Raw genomic sequence first — 20,523 nt, forward strand, 5'->3', positions numbered from 1 at the left:
AAAAAATGCGGAGATTGTGGATAAGTTTCTTATCATGCTTTATCATTGCCGCTGTGCTGCCCGTATTAGCTTTTGGGGAAAATACGGAATCTTCGGCATGGAAAGAATTTTATGTTTCGGCAGGTGCGCCTGCCGGCGGAAACGGAACGAAGAGCTCTCCCTTTGCAACGGTGGAACAGGCGCGCGACGCAGTGCGCGCCGTATCAGACGGAATGCAGGGAGATATTATCGTAAACATTGGCCCGGGAAATTATTATCTGGAAAATACCATCGATTTTACATCTGTAGATTCCGGTAAAAACGGATACCGGGTAATTTACCGCGGCGAGGGGCAGCCTGTGCTGTCCGGCGGCAGAACGATTTCAGGCTTCTCGCCGGTGCCTGGGTCTGCAAACCTTTGGCAGGCAAAAGCGGAAGGCTTTGAGCGAATCCGTGAACTTTATGTAGGCGGCAGAAAGGCCGACATTGCAAGCAGCGAGCACGACATGGTCGGAACTAACATCTATCAGGCTCCTGGTTCTCGCTATTCAAGTGATGGGTTCTATGTCTCTAAAAAGGATCTGGGCATTTATGAGAATGCCGAAGACATAGAAATGAAATGGGCCCAAGGCTGGGTTACCGCGATTTGCCATGTAGATTCTATTTTGCAGGATCCGGCAAAGGCAGACCAGGTTATTGTAAAAATGCAGCAGAGCTGGTGGGACATTCAAACGGTGACCGGCGGAATGTATGGTTTAGGGGCAAAATTTAACCGGCCGTTTGTCGTTCAGAACGCCATGGAGCTTTTGGACAGGCCCGGCGAATTTTATTATAACCGTAAAACACAAATGCTTTATTATATGCCCCGTGAGGGAGAAAATATGGCGCAGGCCCAGGTCATTGCGCCGAAGCTGGAGAAGCTTGTGCGTGTCACAGGCGACACAAATGGAGATAAGGCGAAAAATATCAGTTTTGAGGGCATTAAATTTGCGCACACCACCTGGCACTATCCAGGCGAGGCGGGCATTCTGCTTTACCAGCAGCAAAAATTAAACCAGTATACAGACTTTTTCGATTATATTCCCGGTGCAATTGAGGTGAACCGCGGCGATGGAATAGCTTTTGAAGATAACACTTTCTTTGGGTTTGCCTCTTCTGGATTAGTGTTGGAAAATGCGGTAGAAAACACCGTTGTGAACGGAAACGCATTTTCAGATATCGGAAACGCGGGTATCGTTTCAGGACGGGCCTACCACGGTGGAAACGACGGAATTGTAAACAGCAGCAAAAACACTCGACCGTCTGAAACGGCACAGTGGAATTTAATTAACGGGTCGGAGCGGCTTACCGCATCGTATTACGGCCCGGATCAAGACCACACGCTGTCTGCAGTATTGGGTAGTCAGTTCTGGGTCGATTCGGAAAAATATCCATACGGCGTCACTTGGTCGGGAGACCCCGACGCTCCGGCTCGGGGAGAAAGAACCTGGCTTCGCTATGATTTTGACAAACCTTATTCCATTGACAAAATCGTGCTTGCCTTTGATCCGGCGGCAGTGAGCAAGCCTCAAAGAAGCGGATTTGAAATCTTGCTATCCAACGACAGAACCTTTGCCGACTATGAAACTATTGCGGTGCAAACGTCGCCGGCAGATCATGTTGCGGCTTACCCCGTTAACACAAAAGAGAAATACCGCTACATGATGATTCGTACCACTGATGCCACAAGCTTTGCGCTTTCAGGCGCCTGGGCGTTTACGCCGGACGTAAAGCTGGAAGCAGTGGCGCAGATTAATAAAAACAACACGGTTTCAAATAACTATTTGACCAGGGTGGACGACACGATTTACGGCGGCGGCGGAATCAGCGGTAATTATAATGAAGCTTTAAGCATTCTGCACAACGAAATTTATGAAGTGCCATATTCCGGAATTGCCAGCGGCTGGGGTTGGAACATGACAAACAGGGGAACGAAAAACAACAATATTTCCCATAACCTAATTGTGGACGCCTGCCAGTATTTAAGCGATGGCGGCGGAATTTATACCCTTTCCGACCAAAACGGTTCGAAAGTGACCAATAACTATGTGAAAAATCTTTTTACCGGAAACGCTTCATTCTATCCTGACGAAGGTTCTTCCAATTCAACCTGGGATAACAACGTGCAGGAGGACGCTTTTTTAAACTGGCACGTCTGGACGGACACCATTCAGAACAACACAATGAGCAACACCTATGGCACCCATGACGCTGTGCGTTACCGCGGCGTGAACAACCAGTTCGACCCGGTGAAGGTCTTCCTTCCGGGACAGCCCGGGGAAGAGGCGTATACGGTAATTCAAAACGCCGGTCTTGAACCTGGTTATGAAAAGCTGCGTGAACGGGTTCCTACGGGCAAGCTGCGTCTTCCGGACGAGCGGTCGCGGTATCTTGATATCCTTGAGGGCGGTTTGATTGACACCAACATTCTGTCGCTGAACAAAGTAGCGGAAAATGTGCTGAATAACGGTTCTTTCGGCAATTTGCCGGGACAGTATCCAATAAAATTCCGCTATCAGCTGCAAACCGCCTATGAAAATATGAATTCTGCGGGAATGGCAGATAAACTTGAACGTATGATTGAACTGCGCAATGTAATAAACGACACAAGCAGCGCTTTTTATCGGATGGACTTAAAAGACATGCTGGCGTTTTGTCAATCGGCGCTTGAAAATGCAAAGGTTTCGGTAGATGGGGAGGACCTCTCCGACGCAGTATGCATTAAAATTTTAAACGGCGCGGTAACAGGCCGTGTGCTTGATACCTATCCGGCGCAAAGTGTGCAGGAGTTCGCCACGGAATTTAAGGCAATGAAACAAGAGGCGGAAACCGCGAAAACCGATGCAGAACAGCTTCGGTTAGTAATTCGCTTAGAAGAGGCTTACAGCAAGTTTGCAAACGCGAAATACGACGCGGATATCGCCTATGTTCATGCGGCGGCAGCCACGCGGACAGAGATTGACCGCGATAGCCACACTGCAACGCTGTACGTTCCGTTCGGAACAGATTTGTCGTCGGTTAAACTGGAGGTAACGCCTTCAGGCAGCGCCATTATTGCAGCGCAAACTGACAAAGCAGATCTTACAAAGGACTTTAAGCTTCCGGTTTATTGCAAAGAAGCACAGCGCTATGAATTTTGGACGGTCCGCGCAGTTGAAGGTGACCCGGAGCAGGCTGACGGCTGGGCAACCTTTTCGGCACAGGAGAACTGCGTAACGGCAATGCCCAGCGGCGGAACACTGCTGACTGCAGGAAAAGTACCTTATATGAACAAACTTGCGGCACAAGACGGCGAAACGCTTCAAATAAAGTTCCGGCCCATAACGTCTAACGATGTGAACAGTTTTTCTGTTTTGTTTGGTGCGAACCGTTCAGACGTTAAAACTAACTGTATGAATTTAGGTGACAGCCGCCTGCAAATTGATATTTCCGGCAATGCAGGAACGCTTTATGAAGTGATATCCGGTGTGAAAACAAAGCTGACTGCAGTGGCATTCCCGGTAAAATATAACGCAGAGAACACGCTGGAACTAAAACTTTCAAGACAAGACGGCAGAACACAGGCAGTTGTAACATTAAACGGCGCAGTTGTGGCGAATACATTTACAAATCTGAATTATGCCGGTGGATATGCAGGCTTTGACAATTCCGATTTCGGAATTGAAATAGTGAATTTCAAAAAATATTAAGGAGGGACTTTATTTCATGAAAAAGTTTTTCAGTTTATTTTTAACTTTTGCGATGATGCTATCAATGAGTATTCTCGCTGTCGCAGAAGAGCCGGTCAATGTGGCGCTGGGCAAGAATATTACACCAGACGGAGAATATACAAATGCCGGTGCATATAACAACATGACAGATGGCGATGTTAATACCATGGGTGCCCTTATCGGCGGCGACCCGGCTGTAGAGTTTAGCCTGACAATGGATTTAGAGAAGGTTTACAGCATCAGCCGCATTGAGCTGGTTGCGCGTGCAGGAGATTCTGCGGCTTATGACTTAGACGCAGTAACCGTTTCCGGTGTGACAGAAGCTGGTGCATTAGAAGAAATCTGTACAACGCCTCCCCGCTGGGAAAACAAGATCACCGGCGGCCAGGTATGGGGCTATGATTTGCCTCAGACAAAAAATTACCGTTATTTAAAACTCAGCGGCGCATCAATTGCTGCTTTTGCCTGCGCAGAATGGCGCGCTTTCGGAACAGAAGCGTCAACCGAGCCGCCTGTGACGGAAGCAACAAACGTTGCACAGGGTAAGCAGCTCACCCCGGATGCGGACTATACCTTGATTGACAGCCTGGATAAGTTAATAGACGGCGACATCAGCACACGCGGTGGTATCAAGCAAACGCCGGGCGTTGATTATGAATACGGTATGACCATAGACTTGGAAAAAACTTACAGCATTTCGCGCGTTGAACTGGTATGTCATGAATGGGGTACTAACTGGAATATGTATGCCATCACCGTTTCTGGTGTGACAGAATCCGGCGACGTTGAAGAAATTTGCATCTCGCCGGCACACTGGACCGGGGAAATTACCGCCGGTACCGTGTGGGGATTTGATTTGCCTGCAGCGAAAAATTACCGCAAATTGAGACTCAGCGGTGTGTGCTTAGGTGCCGTTTCAGATCTTTTCTTTGCAGAGTTCCGGGCATTTGGAACAGAACCGTCTACCGAACCGCCTGTAACGGAAGTAACAAATGTTTCACAGGGCAAAGTTGCAACTGTTGCTGGAGAATATCAGAATCACGGCTGTACAATCGACAGAATGACAGACGGCGATACAAATACCTTTGCTGCAATTGCAAGCCTTACTGCCGATCCCTTTGAATTTAATGCTGTGCTGGATTTAGAAAAATTGTACAGTGTCAGCAAAATTGAAGTGACGGCACGCGCCGCAGCTTCTGGATTTGCCGCAAGCGACCTTTCAAATATGGCAATTTCCGGCGGAAAAACGTTAGACAGCATGGAACCTATCTGCAACACGCCGGGTTCATGGGAAGTAAATGCAATGAAAGCCGGTGAAACCTGGACATTTGAATTGCCGAAAGAAAAGAATTACCAGTTTATTTCCATCAGTGGAAGTGTTGATGATGTATATATGTTTGCCTGCGCGGAATTCAGCGTGTTTGGAAAAGAGCCGTCAACAGAACCTCCCATTGAGGAAGATAGCAATGTTGCGCTGAACAAAGATATGAGTTGGGAAGGCGATTTAGACTTTTTAAGTAACTTAGAAGCATTCGGCCCGGCAAAACTGGTAGACGGCGATAACACAACCTTTACTGCATTTGCCGGCAAGGCAGGCGGCACGCCTTTTGAACTGCGAGTTGATCTTGGCGATTATTATGATATCAGCAAAATTGAGCTCGAAGCCCGCTCGAATATGGATTCCGGTTGGGAGGTAGGCAGCGTTACCATTTCCGGCAGTACAACAGAAAAACCTGCTGCACAGATGACTGCTTTAGCTGCAACACCTTCTGGTTATCCGCCCGAAACAGCGTTAAAACCGGGTGAAATTTATACCCATACACTTACAAAGTCCCAGCGTTTCCGTTATATTACGCTTTCTGGTACAACGCCGGATGGATTTATGTTTGCCTGCGCAGAACTGCGTGTATTCGGTAAAAAGGCAAATGTTCCCGAGGTAACAGATGTTAATATAGCTGTTGGAAAACCGGTTACATACACTGACGGCTTGAAATTTTTTAACGAAGAAAATGGCGGCGGTTACGGATATGCCAATTTAAACGATGGAAACGATGCAACAGCAGCTATGGCACTTGCGCCTGCAAGTGAAACATATTTCTATAAAATTGATTTGTTGAATTTCTATGACATCTGCGCATTGGAAATGCCCTCACGTACAAAAGACCAAGGCTGGCAGGCTTATGACCTGGGAAATATTACTGTTTTGGGCAGCGTTGCTAACCTGCCGGTAGATCAGATGGAAACCATTGCTTCCACGCCTTCAGCAAGGGACGAAAATGGCGTGCCGGAAGGTACAACCTGGAGATATGATCTTCCTACAGCAAAAAAATATCGCTATATTGCCCTTAAAATTACTGCTCCGGTGGACTTTCCGAGCTTTATTAAAGAACTGCGTGTGTTTTCAAAAGCAGAAACCGATTTTGGCCAGTGGAACATTACGGAAAAAGAAAGCGGCACTACGGCGGAAACAATTGAAGCAGGAAAAACCTATTCCGCTTCAATTTCTATCACAAACTATGCACGACTGGAAACCTCTGACTTTGTGATGATTCTAGCCGGTTATGACGCAGACGGATTTATGACAGCGGTTCGCTGTGCTAAAACGCCTGTTCCGGACGTGGGAACCTCAGGACCGCTGAGCGCAGAAATAACGCTGCCCACAGGCACGGTTCGCTTCAGCGCGGTGCTGGTGGATGGTTTCAATAACGCAATGATGGTTGTAGACTCCAAAGACTTATTTGCAGCAGAGGGGGCAGAATAATGAAAATAAAACGGTGTGCGTTAATTTTCCTATTTGCTTTTACGTTACTCTTCTCAGGGGTTTCTGCAGTGCATGCCGAGGCTCCGGCGTTTAACCTGACCTATGACAAAACATCCGACTCCTTTTTCGTAAGGGGAGAGGCAGAAGCGGGTTCACGCGTTCTGCTTTTGGTGTATTCGCCAATGTATGAAGGCGCTTTTATTGAAGATTTATATTACATGGATGCAAAAAATGATGTAAACGGCGCATATGAATTCTGTGTAAAAATGAAAGACGAGTGTCCGCTGGGAACCTACACTTTCCGTGTCAGCGTGAACGGCGTAGAAGTCGGCTCCGCAGAAGATGAATATGTCTGGCCGAATAACAGCGACAGCAACATCCGCCGGTTTCTGTTTGACCAGAAAATGACCCCGGGCGGTTCTATCAGCGCAGTGGCTGTTTTAAAAGGCAACATGGAGAAAGAGCCGGTTATCCTCATTGCACTTTATGAAGATAACATGCTGAAAGAAGTGAAAACAGGAAGCGTAGTGCGCTCTGAAAATGGTGAAACAGAACTGCGCGCAACACTTTCTAATCTGCCGGAGTCAGTTTCTGGCTGTACGGTGAAAGCATTTTTACTCAAGGATTTAGGAAGCATAGAACCCATGATACGCGGCCTTTGCACCAAAGGCAACTAATTGGAACAGCTTCCGGATGGAGGACAAATTATGAGACTAAGGAGCTTGATTGCGGTTTTGCTTACCGCGGCATTGATGGGGTTTGTGTGTCCCGCATTTGCGGAAAATGAAACAGACCTTGCGTCTGCGCTTACATTTCATTCGCAGGACGGAGCAATTACCATCAGCGGCACAGCGGGAACCGGCCAGGCAGTTGTTCCGGGAAGCCGGATACAGCTGTTAGTAGTCAACCCGGAATTTGATATTACAAAAAATCTTACAGAAACGGAAATGGAACAGGCTATTCGGTTTGCAGACAGCCGTGTTGGACTTGTGAATGACTTAAACAAACCTGCTCCCTTTTCCTTCACGTTTCGCATCACAGACCAAATGCCGTTTGGTGTTTATCAGATTATTATAACGGTCACGGCCCCCGGCGGCACTGTATCAAAGGCGGAATTCAGCTATAAAAATACCGACCCGGACATTATTCGTCAGTGTACGGAAGCGTTTCGCACAGTCAGCCAGGAACAGTTTGCGGCGGTTCTTCGCAAATACAGCGAAGAAACAGATACGCTGAACCTTTCGTCAGTTCCGGAAATTTCAGGAAAGGAAGACAGCTTCGGCGCAGCTTTTGTTCTGGCGCGCAGTGCAGGCGAAGCAGGGCTTTTAGACAAAGCTCCGCAGCAAATTGCCACGCTTGACGATGTTTATGCCTGCCTGAAAGCCGCAGTTGTGTTTGACGCGGCAGCGAAAAAAGACAAAAAAGCGCTGATATCTACAATTGACAAATACGGCATGCTAATGCCTGCCATTTTCGGAGAAATGACCAATGCGGACAAAGCGGCCGAAGTTATCGGCAAACTTACCTTGCCGGCTGATAGTGCGGAGAAGTTCTGTACCCAGCTGCAAAAGGGCATTTATCTTTCTGTGATTTGGAACGGTACATATGCTGATGTGAGCAATATGCTTTCGCGCCATGCCGATGTGCTGGGTGTGGACACAGAGGCAATTCGAAAGCTTAACGTGACGTTTGATGAGATTGCGCCCTATGTGGACACAAAAAGCATTGACAATTATTTAGACGGCATGGGCGACTATATTCTTTCAATCGCAGAGGAGATTGCGAAGAATAAGGGCAATTCTGATGATAATTCAGGCGGTAGTTCGGGCGGAAGCTCCGGCGGTGGTGGTTCCGGCGGCGGCTCTGGAAACAAAAACGGCGGAACGTATAACCGTCCGATAACAGATAATTCTAAAGACCCTGTTGAGCCGGATACACCCCCAGTAGATAACCGGCCGGAGTTTGGCGATCTTGACAGCGTGCCATGGGCGCAGGAGGCAATTTATGACCTTGCAGAGCAGGGGATTGTCGCTGGCGTGGACAGTAAAAGCTTTGAACCAAACAGGCAGATAACCCGGGAAGAATTTGTAAAGCTGATTACCTGCGCATTTAAACTTCCGGCAGGCACAGCCGACATGGCGTTTTCAGACTGCGCCCCGTCGGATTGGTTCTATCCGTATGTTGCTGCCGCATTTTCCAGTGGACTGATCAATGGTATCAGCGACGCGGAATTCGGTACAGGCAGAAATATTACCCGCCAGGATATGGTGGTAATTTGTCTGAAACTGTTGGAAATGAATGAAAAATTGCCTACGGTAACTGAAGAACTGCAGTTTGCAGACAGCGAGGCTGTCAGCGAATATGCATTAGCAGCCGTGCAGTCGCTCAGCATGATTGGCATAGTCGGTGGCTACGATGACGGAAGGTTCGGTCCGCAGGACGGTACCACAAGAGCACAGGCGGCGGTTGTTTTATCGCGGCTTATGAATTATATCGAACAATAGCGGCGAAAAGGAGGATACAATAAAACCATGAAAAGAATAATGACAATCCTGCTCTGTGCGCTGCTTTGCGTTCCAATGATGGGCACTTTGGAAGTCAGTGCCGCAGTGAATGTGGCGGCTGGAAAAACCGCTATGGCCAGTTCTTATTTCGGTGAGAATTATGTGCCGGAAATGGCAACGGACGGCGATTTAAACACAGCTTGGTCAATGGGCAGTGAAATTTTAACGGGGAAAAGGGGCGGCTATGAATATATCGGCGTTGACCTCGGCGCCCCTTATTATATCAGTGAAATCCGCGCTTATTCCCGTCAGGACTTTGACCAGCCGGCAGACCGTCAGGGCTGGCTGATTCAGGTTTCCAACGACCCGAAATTCGAAACCACGGTCGATGTTGGAAGAAGGTTGGAAGCCGGGGAGTTTAAGAGCCATACTGCAGTGAAAGTTGAGCTTGCGGACGCATATCGGTATGTTCGTGTTGTAAGCCCCAGTTATTTTGTTGTGGCAGAAATTGAAGTGTTCGGCGAAATGGCGGAAGCGGGCGGTCTGCGGAACTTTACTGATATAGACGACCCCGCCGACGTTGGGCCGGTTCAGCTTTTGCAGTATTTAGGCATTATGCAGGGCGTTTCGAACACAAAGTTTGCGCCTTATAATCTTTTGACAAGGTCAGAGGCCACAAAAATTGCAGTTGGAATTGCGGGAATTGACAACGCTGCAGAAACAGACGAAATATTTGCAGACGTCCCGCGGGAACACTGGGCAAATCCCTGGATTACGGCTGGCGTTCGCACCGGACAGGTCAGCCGCGACGCTCTGTTTCGGCCCGACGATTATGTAACAACCACAGAGTTTTTAAAGCTTCTGCTTTCAGCCATGGGCTACACTCCGCGGTATGTGGCGAAGGGCGGCTATCCAGCGGGAACCATTTCTGTATCTGATGAGTTAAAGCTACTTCGGGGCACCGGGGCAGAGTATGGCGAGCCACTGAATCGAATCAGCGCCGCTTACGTAATATACAATGGTTTAAAATCGGAAGTTTTGTCAATGGACACGCTTTATCCCGATGGCGCTGTGAAATATGAAAAGGATGAAACACTGATGGAGGCGCGTTACCGCTGTACATTGGAAAGCGGGCTCGTAACAGCAAACTGTGTCACGACTCTGACCGCACCAACTAAAATGAGTGACGGATGTGTGCAGATTGATTATAAAAAGTATGTTGACGCAACTGATTCGGTGCAGCATTATTTAGGACAGCGGATTTATTATTTGACTGAGATTGATGATAAAGATACGATTCAATTGTTCTGGGCGGATACGCAGAAAAACATGATAACCACCGTTCGCACAGGAAGCATGGAGAAACTGTTGGATGGAAGCTTATCCTATTGGAAAGACGGATACCGGGAAAACATAAAATGGAAAACCGGCGTTAGTGTTTTATTAAATGGCGTGGCGTTTCCAGGTTGGAAATTGGATGATTTAAAACCTGAAAACGGTTATTTAGAATTTATAGACAACAACGGCGATCTTATTGCGGATGTGGTTAAAATCTTTCGTCCGGAGGTCATTGTTTTGGATACAGCCTCTAACGAAGATGGTTATGTAAGTTTAAACGGTATGAATGGTGTACGCATTAAAGCGGAAACACCGGATTATTTTGTTGTGAAAAATCAGGGACGAAACAGCGATATTTCCGCAATGTCCCAATATGATGCGGTTTATGCATACCAGTCTGAAGATAAGCGAAGCCTCATTGTTGATTTTGCATCAAACCAAATTACCGGTGTGGCTGAGGAACTGTCGGATGAAAGCATAAAGATTGATGGAACAGTTCGCGGCGTATCGCAGTATTTTAGAACACATCGCGGCGAAATGGAGGGTCTTTTAACAGGTGATGAAAGAACTTTTGTGTTCGACGTGTACGACGATTTGCTTTGGGTGCGCAATGCCGATTTTGAAAATCAGAAAGAAACGCTAGGTTTAATTGTGGGATTTTCAGAGCAGGGTATGGATGAACTTGATGTTCGTATTTTTGACCAATATGGAAAATTTGTGGTTTTCCCGGTTGCACAAAAGCTTAAGGTTGATGGAACGCAATTAAAAAGACAGAACTTTCGAGACAGCGTGGAGAAGGAAAACTATCTGAATCTGTTTGTGCGCTATCGCACCAATGCAGAGGGTGAAATCAACTTCCTAGACACAGAGCGTTATTATCCTGAGTTAGAGCCAGATTCACGTATGGTGAAATCGGACGTTGAAGTTCTGCCGTCTCACGAATATATTATGGGCGTCAACGGCATTTATGACCGAAACATGATGAAGCTGCCTGTTATGAGCAATACACTGGCATTTGAAATTCCAACGACGGACAGTTATGTGAATGCAGAGGCAGATTTTGAAATGTATTTCCGAGCAGGAACCATTTCCCAAATTTTTCCCAATCAAAATCCCATTGAGGGCAAATCGGCATATTATGGGCAGGACGAATTTGGTTTCCCGGCGTTTGTTGTGCTTTATACCGAGCATCAAACAATTATGGGTGGATCGCTCACTTCCATTAATAACGATAATGCTCCCGGCATTGTGGTGGATAAGGCGGTGTCTTGTGTAGATGAAGACGGCTCCACGGCATTAAAACTATATGGTTACGATATTTCAACCGGTAAGGCTGCAGAGCAGATTATTCCGTCCACCATTGAGAACATGTATGACTCTTTTCTGATTCAGCAAGAGCATCCGGAATGGCTCAGTGACAGATGGATGCTGAAACCTTCAGCGTTCGGAGAGGGAATTGAAAATTATATCCGTCCGGTTAACGCAATTGGACATGGTGATATTGTTCGTTACCAGTCCAGCGGAGAAAAAGTTGTTGCCTTGGAACGGGTATTCGATTTTCAGGACGAGCCGATCGAATCGTATTCTTCGGCAGACGGCAGCTTCTATAATGCGGGAACGAACCCCAACTGGCCGTTTACTGCGTTTAAGCTGCTATACGGGAATATGACGTCAATCAGCGAGAATAAGCTGAGCATGAACACTTCCAGCGGTAACAGTGAAACGTTTGTGTTCGATGAAATCCCCACGCTGTTATACGTTACCAGAGATAAAATTATCAAAAAACCGATTGCTTCACTTCATTCTCTACTGGAAGAAGATACGAGGGTAATGCTGTATACGCAGAGGTCGCAGCACCTTGCGGTAGTCGTTTATGATTATGCAGATTAGAATGTCGGGACAATTCTTTTCAAAATAAAAAATACCGGTGAGCGCAAACGCTCTCACCGGTATTTTTGTAGTTTTATTTTATGGAGTCAGCTACTTTATAAACATCTGCGGTGGATATCGTGTTACGTCCCATTACGCTTACGGCAATGCCGTCGGTTTCCCAGTCCAGCGTTTTGCCTTCCATTAGCACGGCTTTACTGCCGTTCACTGTGGTTTCAATTAAGGTACCGTCGGTTGATGTTTCAAACGTCGTCTCGTCGTTTATGGCACGCTCATGAATCGCAAAATAGTTTCCGGTTTCTTTGTTCCTGTAATATAGGAACAGGTAGTCTCCGTCGGCCGTTGCACCGAAGAATTCAAAGTTTTCCGGCACATAGTCGGGTAGTTTTGCGGTAAAGTTTAACGAATCGTTTATTTTATCCAATTCATAAACAACATTTTCTCCCGCTTCCTCTGCTTCTTTTAAAACATCTTTGTCAGAGGCCTTAACTTGAACCTTCACCTTTGCACCGTTCATGGTCAGAGTGTCAATTCCCAAAGTTTCTGTAATGTAGCGGGGAACGTCTAAAATTTCATTTCCTTCCGCGTCAAAAAGTGTGTCGCCGCTCCGGTATTCCGTTGCGGGGTTTCCGTCTTTATCGTAGAATTTGCCCTTCACCTCGTCGGGCAGCGTCATTTTCATGTTAGAGTCGTCTGTTTTTACAAACAGGTTGTGCCCAGTGGAAACGCTGGAAATAATATTGCCGAAAAAGTCTTTTGCAATTGCGGTTTGACTGAAAACGACAACCAAAGCAACACAGGCCGCCAGCGCAGAAACCTTTCCTACTGAGAATTTTTTATGCGGTTTATTTATGTTTTTCATTTTATTACGCTCCGTTTCTGATAAATTCATGATTTCATAGTCTGAGAAATCCATTTTCACATCGTTTAAAAAATCAAAATCATTTCTTATTTCTTTATTTTGATGGGTTGCTTTCAAAATAATCACTCCTTCGAAGGTTTTGTTTCAGTTTTTTTCGTCCCCTGGACAGACGGTTATAAAAATAGCCGGAACTTTTATGAAAATCTTTTGCAATTGTTTCGACCTTTTCTCCTAAGATATAGTGCCGGTAAAACAACTCCCGGTCGCCGGGAGAAAGGCCGGACAGCAGGCTGTCGATTTCGTTTTGCATGGTTTGTTCAAACGTGTTTTTGGTATCGGGAATGGTTTCATCTAAAGCTTCTAACCGCAGCTCCTTATAATATTTGCGTTTGTAATCTATGCATTTATACTTGCTGATTGCACCAATCCAGTTTTTTAAGGAGTTCTTATTTGCATCATAGCGGTCAATGTTTTGCCAGATGGAAAGCAGAATGTCGTTTCTGCACTCCTCCTGATAAACTTCAAAAACAGATAAATGAAATTTAACGATTGACCAAATCAGCCCGCCGTATGCATCAACCAAAAGTTCAAACGCCTTTTGATCCTTTTTTATTATCCCGGCAACAATTTTGTCGTCCTGGTTCACGAAAACTACACCCTCATTCTGTGTGAAATAGAAGCGCTTCTGTTATCTAATTCGTTGGAAAAACAAAAAACCTATCACATGATTCTCTAATTCTTTATTCGGCTCTATGGAGGTAAAACCCTTTGGAAAGTATTGACACAGTATTGAAAAAAGCAGAAGGGTTGTGATATAATATAATTCCATAGAAAATGAAAAAAGGGAACGAGGGTGCGAATGAACACTGAATTTGTAAATATTACGGCAGAAAATCTGTTCAATGAACATTTGTGTTGCATAATTCGCAGCAGAAAGCCCCATAAGGGAATTGACGCAAAGCGGCAGTGGCTCTCTGAACGGCTTCAGGAAGGCCATGTTTTCAGAAAGTTAAACGATAAGGCTGCGGTGTTTATTGAATATGCGCCTCTCGAAACTGCCTGGGTTCCCATAGTTGGCGAAAACTTTTATTATATTTATTGTTTATGGGTCAATGGTGCAAACAACAAAGGAAAAGGATATGGGAAAGCGCTAATGGAATATTGTTTGGCGGATGCAAAGGAAAAAGGAAAATCCGGCATATGTATGCTGGGAGCGAAGAAGCAAAAGTCGTGGCTTTCGAACCAGTCGTTTGCGAAAAAGTTTGGATTTTCAGTTGTTGACACGACCGAAAACGGATATGACTTGCTTGCGCTTTCTTTCGACGGAACAACACCAAAATTTGCACAAAATGTGAAAACCCAGAAAATTGACTGCGAAGAGCTGACTATATATTATGACATGCAATGCCCTTATATCTGGCAGCGCATTGAAATGGTAAAACAGCTTTGCGGAGAGAAAAACGTTCCTGTTTCGTTTTTTCCCGTGGATACGCTGAAAAAGGCCAAAGAACTTCCTTGCGTTTTTAATAACTGGGCCGTGTTTTACAAGGGAGTTTTTGAAACGGTAAATTTGCTGGACGCCGCCAGTTTCGAAAGAATTCTTAAAAAATAAAATTTAATTTTTATATGATTAACATTATTGTTTAAAGCATATATTAAAAAGCATTTGGAAAGGAGGCCGGCATGGAACGTAGTTTTAATACCTCTATGGAGCTGCAAAAATATAAGGAACGGTTTTCCGCCGTTTTGCAGGCTGCAAAAATTTGTGTTTATGAAGTAGATATTAAAAATCAACTATATACGTTCTTTGAGAACGCGGAAGTGATTTTTCACAAATCAGGCAAAACTATTTTAGAGGAAGTTTGGAAGTTTTCCAAGCTTCCGTCGGAAGAATATCAGAAGCAGGTTATGGCATATTTTGCGCATCCGGACGATGTGGCAATTATTAACGAGGCGTTTCAAAATATATTTGAAGGGAAACCATTTTCCTATCAGGCCCGGATGAAGGCGGGAGATACGGAATTTGTGTGGTGCAAAATTGACGTAACGCCAATTGTAGAAAACGGGGAAACTGTTTATATGGTGGGCGTTATCACCGACATTAATGCAATGAAACTGCAAATGGACGGATACCGCGCAATGGCAAAATTAGACCCGCTGACCGGCCTTTTTAACAAAACAGCAACAGAATGTAAAATTGCCCGAAAACTCGCAGAAAACAACAATGAAACCCACGCTTTGGTTTTAATTGACATAGACAGCTTTAAAGCAGTGAACGATACATATGGCCACTCGAAGGGGGACGAAGTGCTCAAAGAATTCTCGGACGAATTAAAGCGTAAGGTTAGAAAAACAGACATTTTAGGCAGATGGGGCGGCGATGAGTTTGTCCTGCTTCTCTGCAATATAGGAAATGCAGACAACCTGCATGCAAAGCTTAAGGAAATGCTGGCGGAGATGAATTTAAACTTTGGCATTACCCAAAGTATTGGAGCCGCCATTTATCCGGGCCATGCCCAAAGTTTTAAGGAGCTGTTTATAAAAGCCGATACCTCCCTCTACAAGGCAAAGAATCAGAAAAATACATATTGTGTTTATCAGGAACTTTAACAAGAAGCCCGAAAATCAGTTGATTTTCGGGCTTCTTGTTAAAATATCAAACTTTTTGTTGACAAATATTTTAGAAGATAGTATAATTGAATTGTATAGTAAATAAACATTGAAGTGGCCGGTAAATACGTAACAAATAAGCTTTCAGAATAGGGGGAAGAGAAAGATGAAGATTAATGCTCAAACTATTGTCTGGTTTGATAAGCCAGTAAAAGAACAAAAATTAACTGCTACACTTGGCAGCAATAAGAAGCTTTTGTTAAATGATGCGTTACAAAGCAAACTTCCCGAGAATATTCAATTTGGATTTGACATGAGTTCAAGGACGCTTCTAATTGTAGAAACTCAAGATTCTAAATTTAAAAAGCGTAAAATGAATACTGTTTTTGGATTAGCTCCGGCAATTGCAGATTTAGGAATGAAATTACCTGTTAGTTTTGATTTTACATATGATAAGCAAAACAATTGGTGGGTTGGTCAAATTATTCTTCGTAAGAAAAATTCAGAATATGACACGGAACAGATATTGGCTTTATACAAGCCATTGGCGGATAAAATATTTAAAAAGATGGCAAAAACGACTCCGCCCGAGGACAGACGGCAAAATATTGGTCTTGCATTTTGTGAGGCGGCCAAACAATACACTCCTGACCGCGGGAATTTTGAAGAATATCTTACCAAGCACACAGAATATCTTGTTAAAATGGCAAATCATGCTCATGTTAAGTATGTGCAAATGGAATCAAAATCTATTGATGCAGCGTTTCATAATGATAAATCGCAAAATTTTAATTTATACAGCGTAATAAAATACAATGATTTGAATTATGTTAAAATTGAAAATAAAATGTTAGATGAGCAGTTTGAAAGACAACTTACAAAAAGTGAACTTTCAGTTTATAAAATGTTACTGAATGAATATACGATAGAAGAAATTTCTGAAAATCTTAATATTTTACCCGAAAAAATTGAATCTTTAGCAAAGTCGGTTGGCATAAAAAGAAAAAAATTTTACTTAAGTTAATTTCACCATGCAGTTTAATATACAAAGGACGCCGCTGATAGCGGCGCCCTTTGTGTATGTTCATTATTTTAAATAAATCCGCTTAAATTCATTTAAGCTTTCCTCAGCGGGAAGCAGCGGCTGATATTCTAAGCCGCAGCAGCCTTTATAGCCCGCTTCGTCCACGGCACGGAAAATCACGTTATAGTCGCTTTCGCCATACTGCAGTTCATGGCGTCCCGGGTGGCCGGCACTGTGCAGATGGGCAATGCAGTCTAAATTATTTGTAATGTTGGGAATGATGTTGCCTTCCATCACCTGCTGGTGGTAAATGTCATACACCACTTTTACCAAGGGGTGGTCTGCCTCGCGGACAATTTCGAACCCTTCCGCCGCAGACCACAGGTAATAACCGGGGTGGTTCACCAAAGTGTTCAGCGGCTCAATCATAATGGTTACGCCGTAGCGTTCTAAAATCGGTTTTGCCTCTTTTAAGGCGGCAACAATGTTTTCGTGCTGTTTCTCCCTGGGAGCGCCGGTGTCCTGGCCCACCTGGGTGATAAGGTGCTTGGCTCCCGCCTGGTTCGCAGCCTTGCAGCTTTCCTCAAGCCCTAAAAGCCACTGTTTGCGGAACTGTTCGTCTGTCATGCGGAATTCTGTGGTGCACATACTGATAAGCTCTACGCCAGCGTCTTCACATGCGTTTTTTACAGCGTCTAAGTCCAACGACTTCCAGTCATAGGTTTCTATGGCATCGAATCCCAAGGATTTTACCTTATAAATAGCGTCTACAAAATCCTGTTTGAAAAAACAGGGGATTGGGATACAAATTCTCATGTTTGCACGTCCTTTCTCAATTTAAAAGTAAATTACTTCGCCTGTTTCCATAGATTTATTTGCCGCAAAAGCAAGCTTAAGCGATTTCAGCGCATCGCCGTAAGGAGAGCGGATCAACGAACGGTCGCCGGTTAACACGGCCTGCACAAAGGCCTGGTCTAACGCAAAGGTCTGATCCATGCTGCGCTTAATGTCCCTTGTTTCCGTCTGGGTGGTAATAATTAAGTTATTTCTGAGCCGATAGTCTAAAATCATGTCATCTAAGGTGATTACATAACCGCAGTTGGGGCGCACGGTTTTGGAGTAGCATCCGCTTACCAACGCTGCAGTAACGTTGTTTTTAAACCTAATAACCGCGGTGGAGTGGTCGTCAGTGTCATATTCCGGGCTGGCGTCTACTCCGGGGACAACCATCCCTCTAGAGCAGGTCGCATAAACCGACAACGGCTCTCCGTAAAGATAGCGCAGGCCGTCTAACAAATGAATGTTTTGCTCAACCAGCTGCCCGCCGCAGGTGGATTTTTTCTGCCACCACCAAACGCCGGGAATCCCGCCAACCCATGCGCCGTAAACAAGACCGCCCTGTTTGTGCTTGGGAAGCTCAGCCTTAATGATGTCGATTAAGTCTAAATATCGGTCCTGAAATCCTACCGAGGTAATAAGACCCTTTTCCTCCGATTTTTTCAAAACCGTGTCTGCCAGCTCTAGGTCCATGGTCATGGGTTTTTCTATGAAAAAATGCAGGCCCATGTCAATGGCCCGGGTTTCTGTGTCGGTGTGGGCGGTTGGTTCAATAAAAATCATTACCGCATCTAAGGTGTCGCGGCTTTCGTTGTTGTATAAATCCGTGTGGTCGTGATAGATTTTTTTTGCCCCGGTATTTTTTCCGGCGGCAATTCTGCGTTCTTCAATGGGATCTGCTACTGCAACAATTTCGGCATTATCCAATTGCAGCAAACCGTTTAAATGGGCATTGAATCTTCCGCCACAGCCGATAATGCCCAGTCTTAACTTTTTCATGGTGAAACCTCCGTTTTATTAAAAATATATTTACATTGCTTTGCCTTTCTGCTATAATGATATTGCAAAAATAGCAGAAAGTCAATGATAATATATTGATAAACTATAAGGATATTGCATATGTTTGTTGAAATTCAAAGAAACCTGAAAAAACCGTATCCCATTATATTAACCGCTGCAGGCAGCACCGAAACGCAATCGGCAATCAGCCGCCCCAACGGGTTTGAATTCCACCACATTTTGTGGGTGACGCAGGGGGAGGGTCTGTTTCATTTTGCCGGAGAGCCGCGCCATATCGGCGCAGGCTACGGCGTGTTTATGAATAAGGACTGCCCCCATGCATACACAAAGAGCGGGGAAACGTTTGCCACCTCCTGGGTGACATTTCAGGGCGCGGAAGATTTGCTGACGTTTTACCGCATGAACCGCTTTAAAGTGTTTAAACTGCCGGCGTTTTGGAAAGAGTCCTGCGCCCAACTTTCTAACCTGTGCGAAAAGGGAAGCACGGTTGCTGCCCGATCGGCGGCCTGCTACAGCTGGTTGATTGAACTTTTGGAAACCTTAGAGGCAAGCGATGTTTCCGTCTTCTCCCGGGTGCGCTTATATTTGGAAAACAACTTCGACAAGCCGCTGACCTTAGATGAAATTGCCGAAGTCTCCGGCATGGACAAATTTGCTTTGTGCCGCTATTATGCAAAGGAACGGGGCATGAGCGTGATGAGCCATTTAAAGCAAATCCGTGTGACGAAGGCAAAGCAGTTTTTAAAGTTCACCGTGTGCTCCGTTGCGGAAATCGGCGAGATGTGCGGCTTTGAAAGTCCTAGCTATTTTGGAAAAATTTTTAAAGAGGAAACACACATGACGCCCCGGGAATATCGGAACAGCACCTCGTAACTACGATTGCATGAATAATTGCACAGGCGTCCTCATAGATTGAAATTGGAGAAGCCTTACAAGCTGTTTGGCTGCCCTGAATATGCCGAGGTTTGTGGCAACAAAACAGGAGGACGCTTTGAACATTTTTATTGACATTTTACTATTTTCAATCGGGCTTATTTTGATTATAAAAGGGGGAGACATGTTTGTGGACTCCGCCGTCTGGATTGCCGAAAAATCGGGCATTCCAAAAGTGATTATCGGTGCAACGCTGGTGAGCTTTGCAACCACGCTGCCGGAAATTACGGTATCGGTTTTGGCCACGCTTTCGGGCAGCAACGAAATTGCAGTGGGAAATTCTGTTGGCTCGGTTAACGCGAACATAGGACTGGTGCTCAGTGTGTGTGCCATTTTCTGCCCGTTTGTGATAAAGCGGCGCACATTTTTCCCCTCGGGCTTTTTAATGCTTTTAGCCATCGGCACAATTTATGTGTTCAGTATAAGCGGCCGGCTTTTGCCTCTTGGTTCGGTAATTTTGGTGCTTATTTTCGTTTCTTTCATGCTGGTAAATGTAAATCAGGCAAAGCAGGCCCCCCAGCAGGAAAACGGGGAGGTCAGCGGAAGCATTGGCGGCCATTTAATTTGTTTTATCATAGGCGTTGCAGCCATAGTTATCGGCGCGCGGCTGCTAGTAGACCGGGGCCAAAGCCTGGCACTGTGTTTCGGTGTTCCGGAGTCTATTATCGGCGTTACGCTGGTTGCAATTGGAACATCTTTACCGGAGCTGGTGACCTCCATTACCGCGGCAGTGAAAAAACAGGGCGCTCTGTCGGTGGGCAATATTTTAGGAGCAAACATAATCGACACCACGCTGATTATTCCGCTTTGCAGCTTCATTTCCGGCGGCACACTAACATTAGCGCCGCAAACGCTTTTGGTGGATATGCCTGCGAGCATTGTGTTGGGCGCCGCCTGTGTTTTGCCCACGCTCTTTTCCCGCAGGCTCATGCGCGGGCAAGGTTTTTTCATGGTTGCGCTATACATTGCATATATGTTTTTCATGCTCCGGTTTTCGCTTTAAAAAGAATGTGCCC

General features: G+C 45.4%; 14 protein-coding genes. 10 read left to right on the forward strand and 4 right to left on the reverse strand.

Going from position 1 to position 20,523, the window contains the following annotated elements:
• Positions 1–5 precede the first annotated feature (5 nt).
• From WIG73_RS09635 to WIG73_RS09655, 5 genes are read left to right on the forward strand one after another with little or no spacing between them, the layout of a single operon-like run.
• Positions 6–3,707, forward strand: a complete 3,702-nt coding sequence (locus WIG73_RS09635) for a right-handed parallel beta-helix repeat-containing protein (RefSeq protein WP_337400337.1) — start codon at positions 6–8, stop codon at positions 3,705–3,707.
• Between the two features lie 16 nt (positions 3,708–3,723).
• Entirely contained in the window at positions 3,724–6,489 is a 2,766-nt protein-coding gene (locus tag WIG73_RS09640; protein ID WP_337400338.1) for a discoidin domain-containing protein, read from the forward strand.
• Entirely contained in the window at positions 6,489–7,166 is a 678-nt protein-coding gene (locus WIG73_RS09645; protein ID WP_177680178.1) for a hypothetical protein, read from the forward strand. Before WIG73_RS09640 ends, WIG73_RS09645 begins: the two co-directional genes overlap by 1 nt.
• Positions 7,167–7,196: 30 nt before the next feature.
• On the forward strand, positions 7,197–8,993 hold the full coding sequence (locus WIG73_RS09650) for an S-layer homology domain-containing protein (protein WP_337400339.1): 1,797 nt from the start codon (positions 7,197–7,199) through the stop codon (positions 8,991–8,993).
• Positions 8,994–9,020: 27 nt separating this feature from the next.
• Positions 9,021–12,221: a discoidin domain-containing protein gene (locus tag WIG73_RS09655; protein ID WP_337400340.1), complete on the forward strand. Its 3,201-nt coding sequence runs from the start codon at positions 9,021–9,023 to the stop codon at positions 12,219–12,221.
• A 73-nt stretch (positions 12,222–12,294) separates the two neighbouring features.
• Here the strand turns inward: WIG73_RS09655 and WIG73_RS09660 are convergent, their stop codons facing one another.
• The gene (locus tag WIG73_RS09660) at positions 12,295–13,200 is read right to left on the reverse strand and encodes a DUF4367 domain-containing protein (protein ID WP_337400341.1); all 906 of its coding nucleotides are present in this window, start codon (positions 13,198–13,200) and stop codon (positions 12,295–12,297) included.
• Positions 13,178–13,729: a sigma-70 family RNA polymerase sigma factor gene (locus tag WIG73_RS09665; protein ID WP_337400342.1), complete on the reverse strand. Its 552-nt coding sequence runs from the start codon at positions 13,727–13,729 to the stop codon at positions 13,178–13,180. Before WIG73_RS09665 ends, WIG73_RS09660 begins: the two co-directional genes overlap by 23 nt.
• A gap of 213 nt (positions 13,730–13,942) precedes the next feature.
• Between WIG73_RS09665 and WIG73_RS09670 the strand changes: the two genes are divergently transcribed.
• The 3 genes from WIG73_RS09670 (at position 13,943) to WIG73_RS09680 (ending at position 16,717) form a co-directional block, all read left to right on the forward strand.
• Positions 13,943–14,695 carry a GNAT family N-acetyltransferase gene (locus WIG73_RS09670; protein ID WP_337400343.1) on the forward strand — a complete coding sequence of 251 codons (753 nt, stop codon included), beginning with the start codon at positions 13,943–13,945 and terminating at the stop codon, positions 14,693–14,695.
• Positions 14,696–14,766: 71 nt separating this feature from the next.
• The gene (locus WIG73_RS09675; RefSeq protein WP_337400344.1) at positions 14,767–15,693 is read left to right on the forward strand and encodes a sensor domain-containing diguanylate cyclase; all 927 of its coding nucleotides are present in this window, start codon (positions 14,767–14,769) and stop codon (positions 15,691–15,693) included.
• Between the two features lie 166 nt (positions 15,694–15,859).
• Positions 15,860–16,717: a hypothetical protein gene (locus WIG73_RS09680; protein WP_337400345.1), complete on the forward strand. Its 858-nt coding sequence runs from the start codon at positions 15,860–15,862 to the stop codon at positions 16,715–16,717.
• A gap of 63 nt (positions 16,718–16,780) precedes the next feature.
• On the opposite strand, the gene WIG73_RS09685 is transcribed toward WIG73_RS09680, so the two are convergent.
• Complete coding sequence (locus tag WIG73_RS09685; protein WP_337400346.1) at positions 16,781–17,533, reverse strand: sugar phosphate isomerase/epimerase family protein; 753 nt, start codon at positions 17,531–17,533, stop codon at positions 16,781–16,783.
• Between the two features lie 21 nt (positions 17,534–17,554).
• Entirely contained in the window at positions 17,555–18,553 is a 999-nt protein-coding gene (locus tag WIG73_RS09690; RefSeq protein WP_337400347.1) for a Gfo/Idh/MocA family oxidoreductase, read from the reverse strand.
• Positions 18,554–18,673: 120 nt separating this feature from the next.
• Here WIG73_RS09690 and WIG73_RS09695 point away from each other — a divergent pair, with 120 nt between their 5' ends.
• Both WIG73_RS09695 and WIG73_RS09700 read left to right on the forward strand, forming a co-directional pair.
• Positions 18,674–19,447, forward strand: coding sequence for an AraC family transcriptional regulator (locus tag WIG73_RS09695; protein WP_337400349.1), 774 nt, complete (start codon positions 18,674–18,676; stop codon positions 19,445–19,447).
• A 118-nt stretch (positions 19,448–19,565) separates the two neighbouring features.
• The gene (locus tag WIG73_RS09700) at positions 19,566–20,510 is read left to right on the forward strand and encodes a calcium/sodium antiporter (RefSeq protein WP_337400350.1); all 945 of its coding nucleotides are present in this window, start codon (positions 19,566–19,568) and stop codon (positions 20,508–20,510) included.
• Positions 20,511–20,523 lie beyond the last annotated feature (13 nt).

The organism is Congzhengia sp., from assembly GCF_037235575.1.
GTDB classification, from domain to species: Bacteria; Bacillota; Clostridia; order UBA1381; family UBA9506; genus Congzhengia; species Congzhengia minquanensis.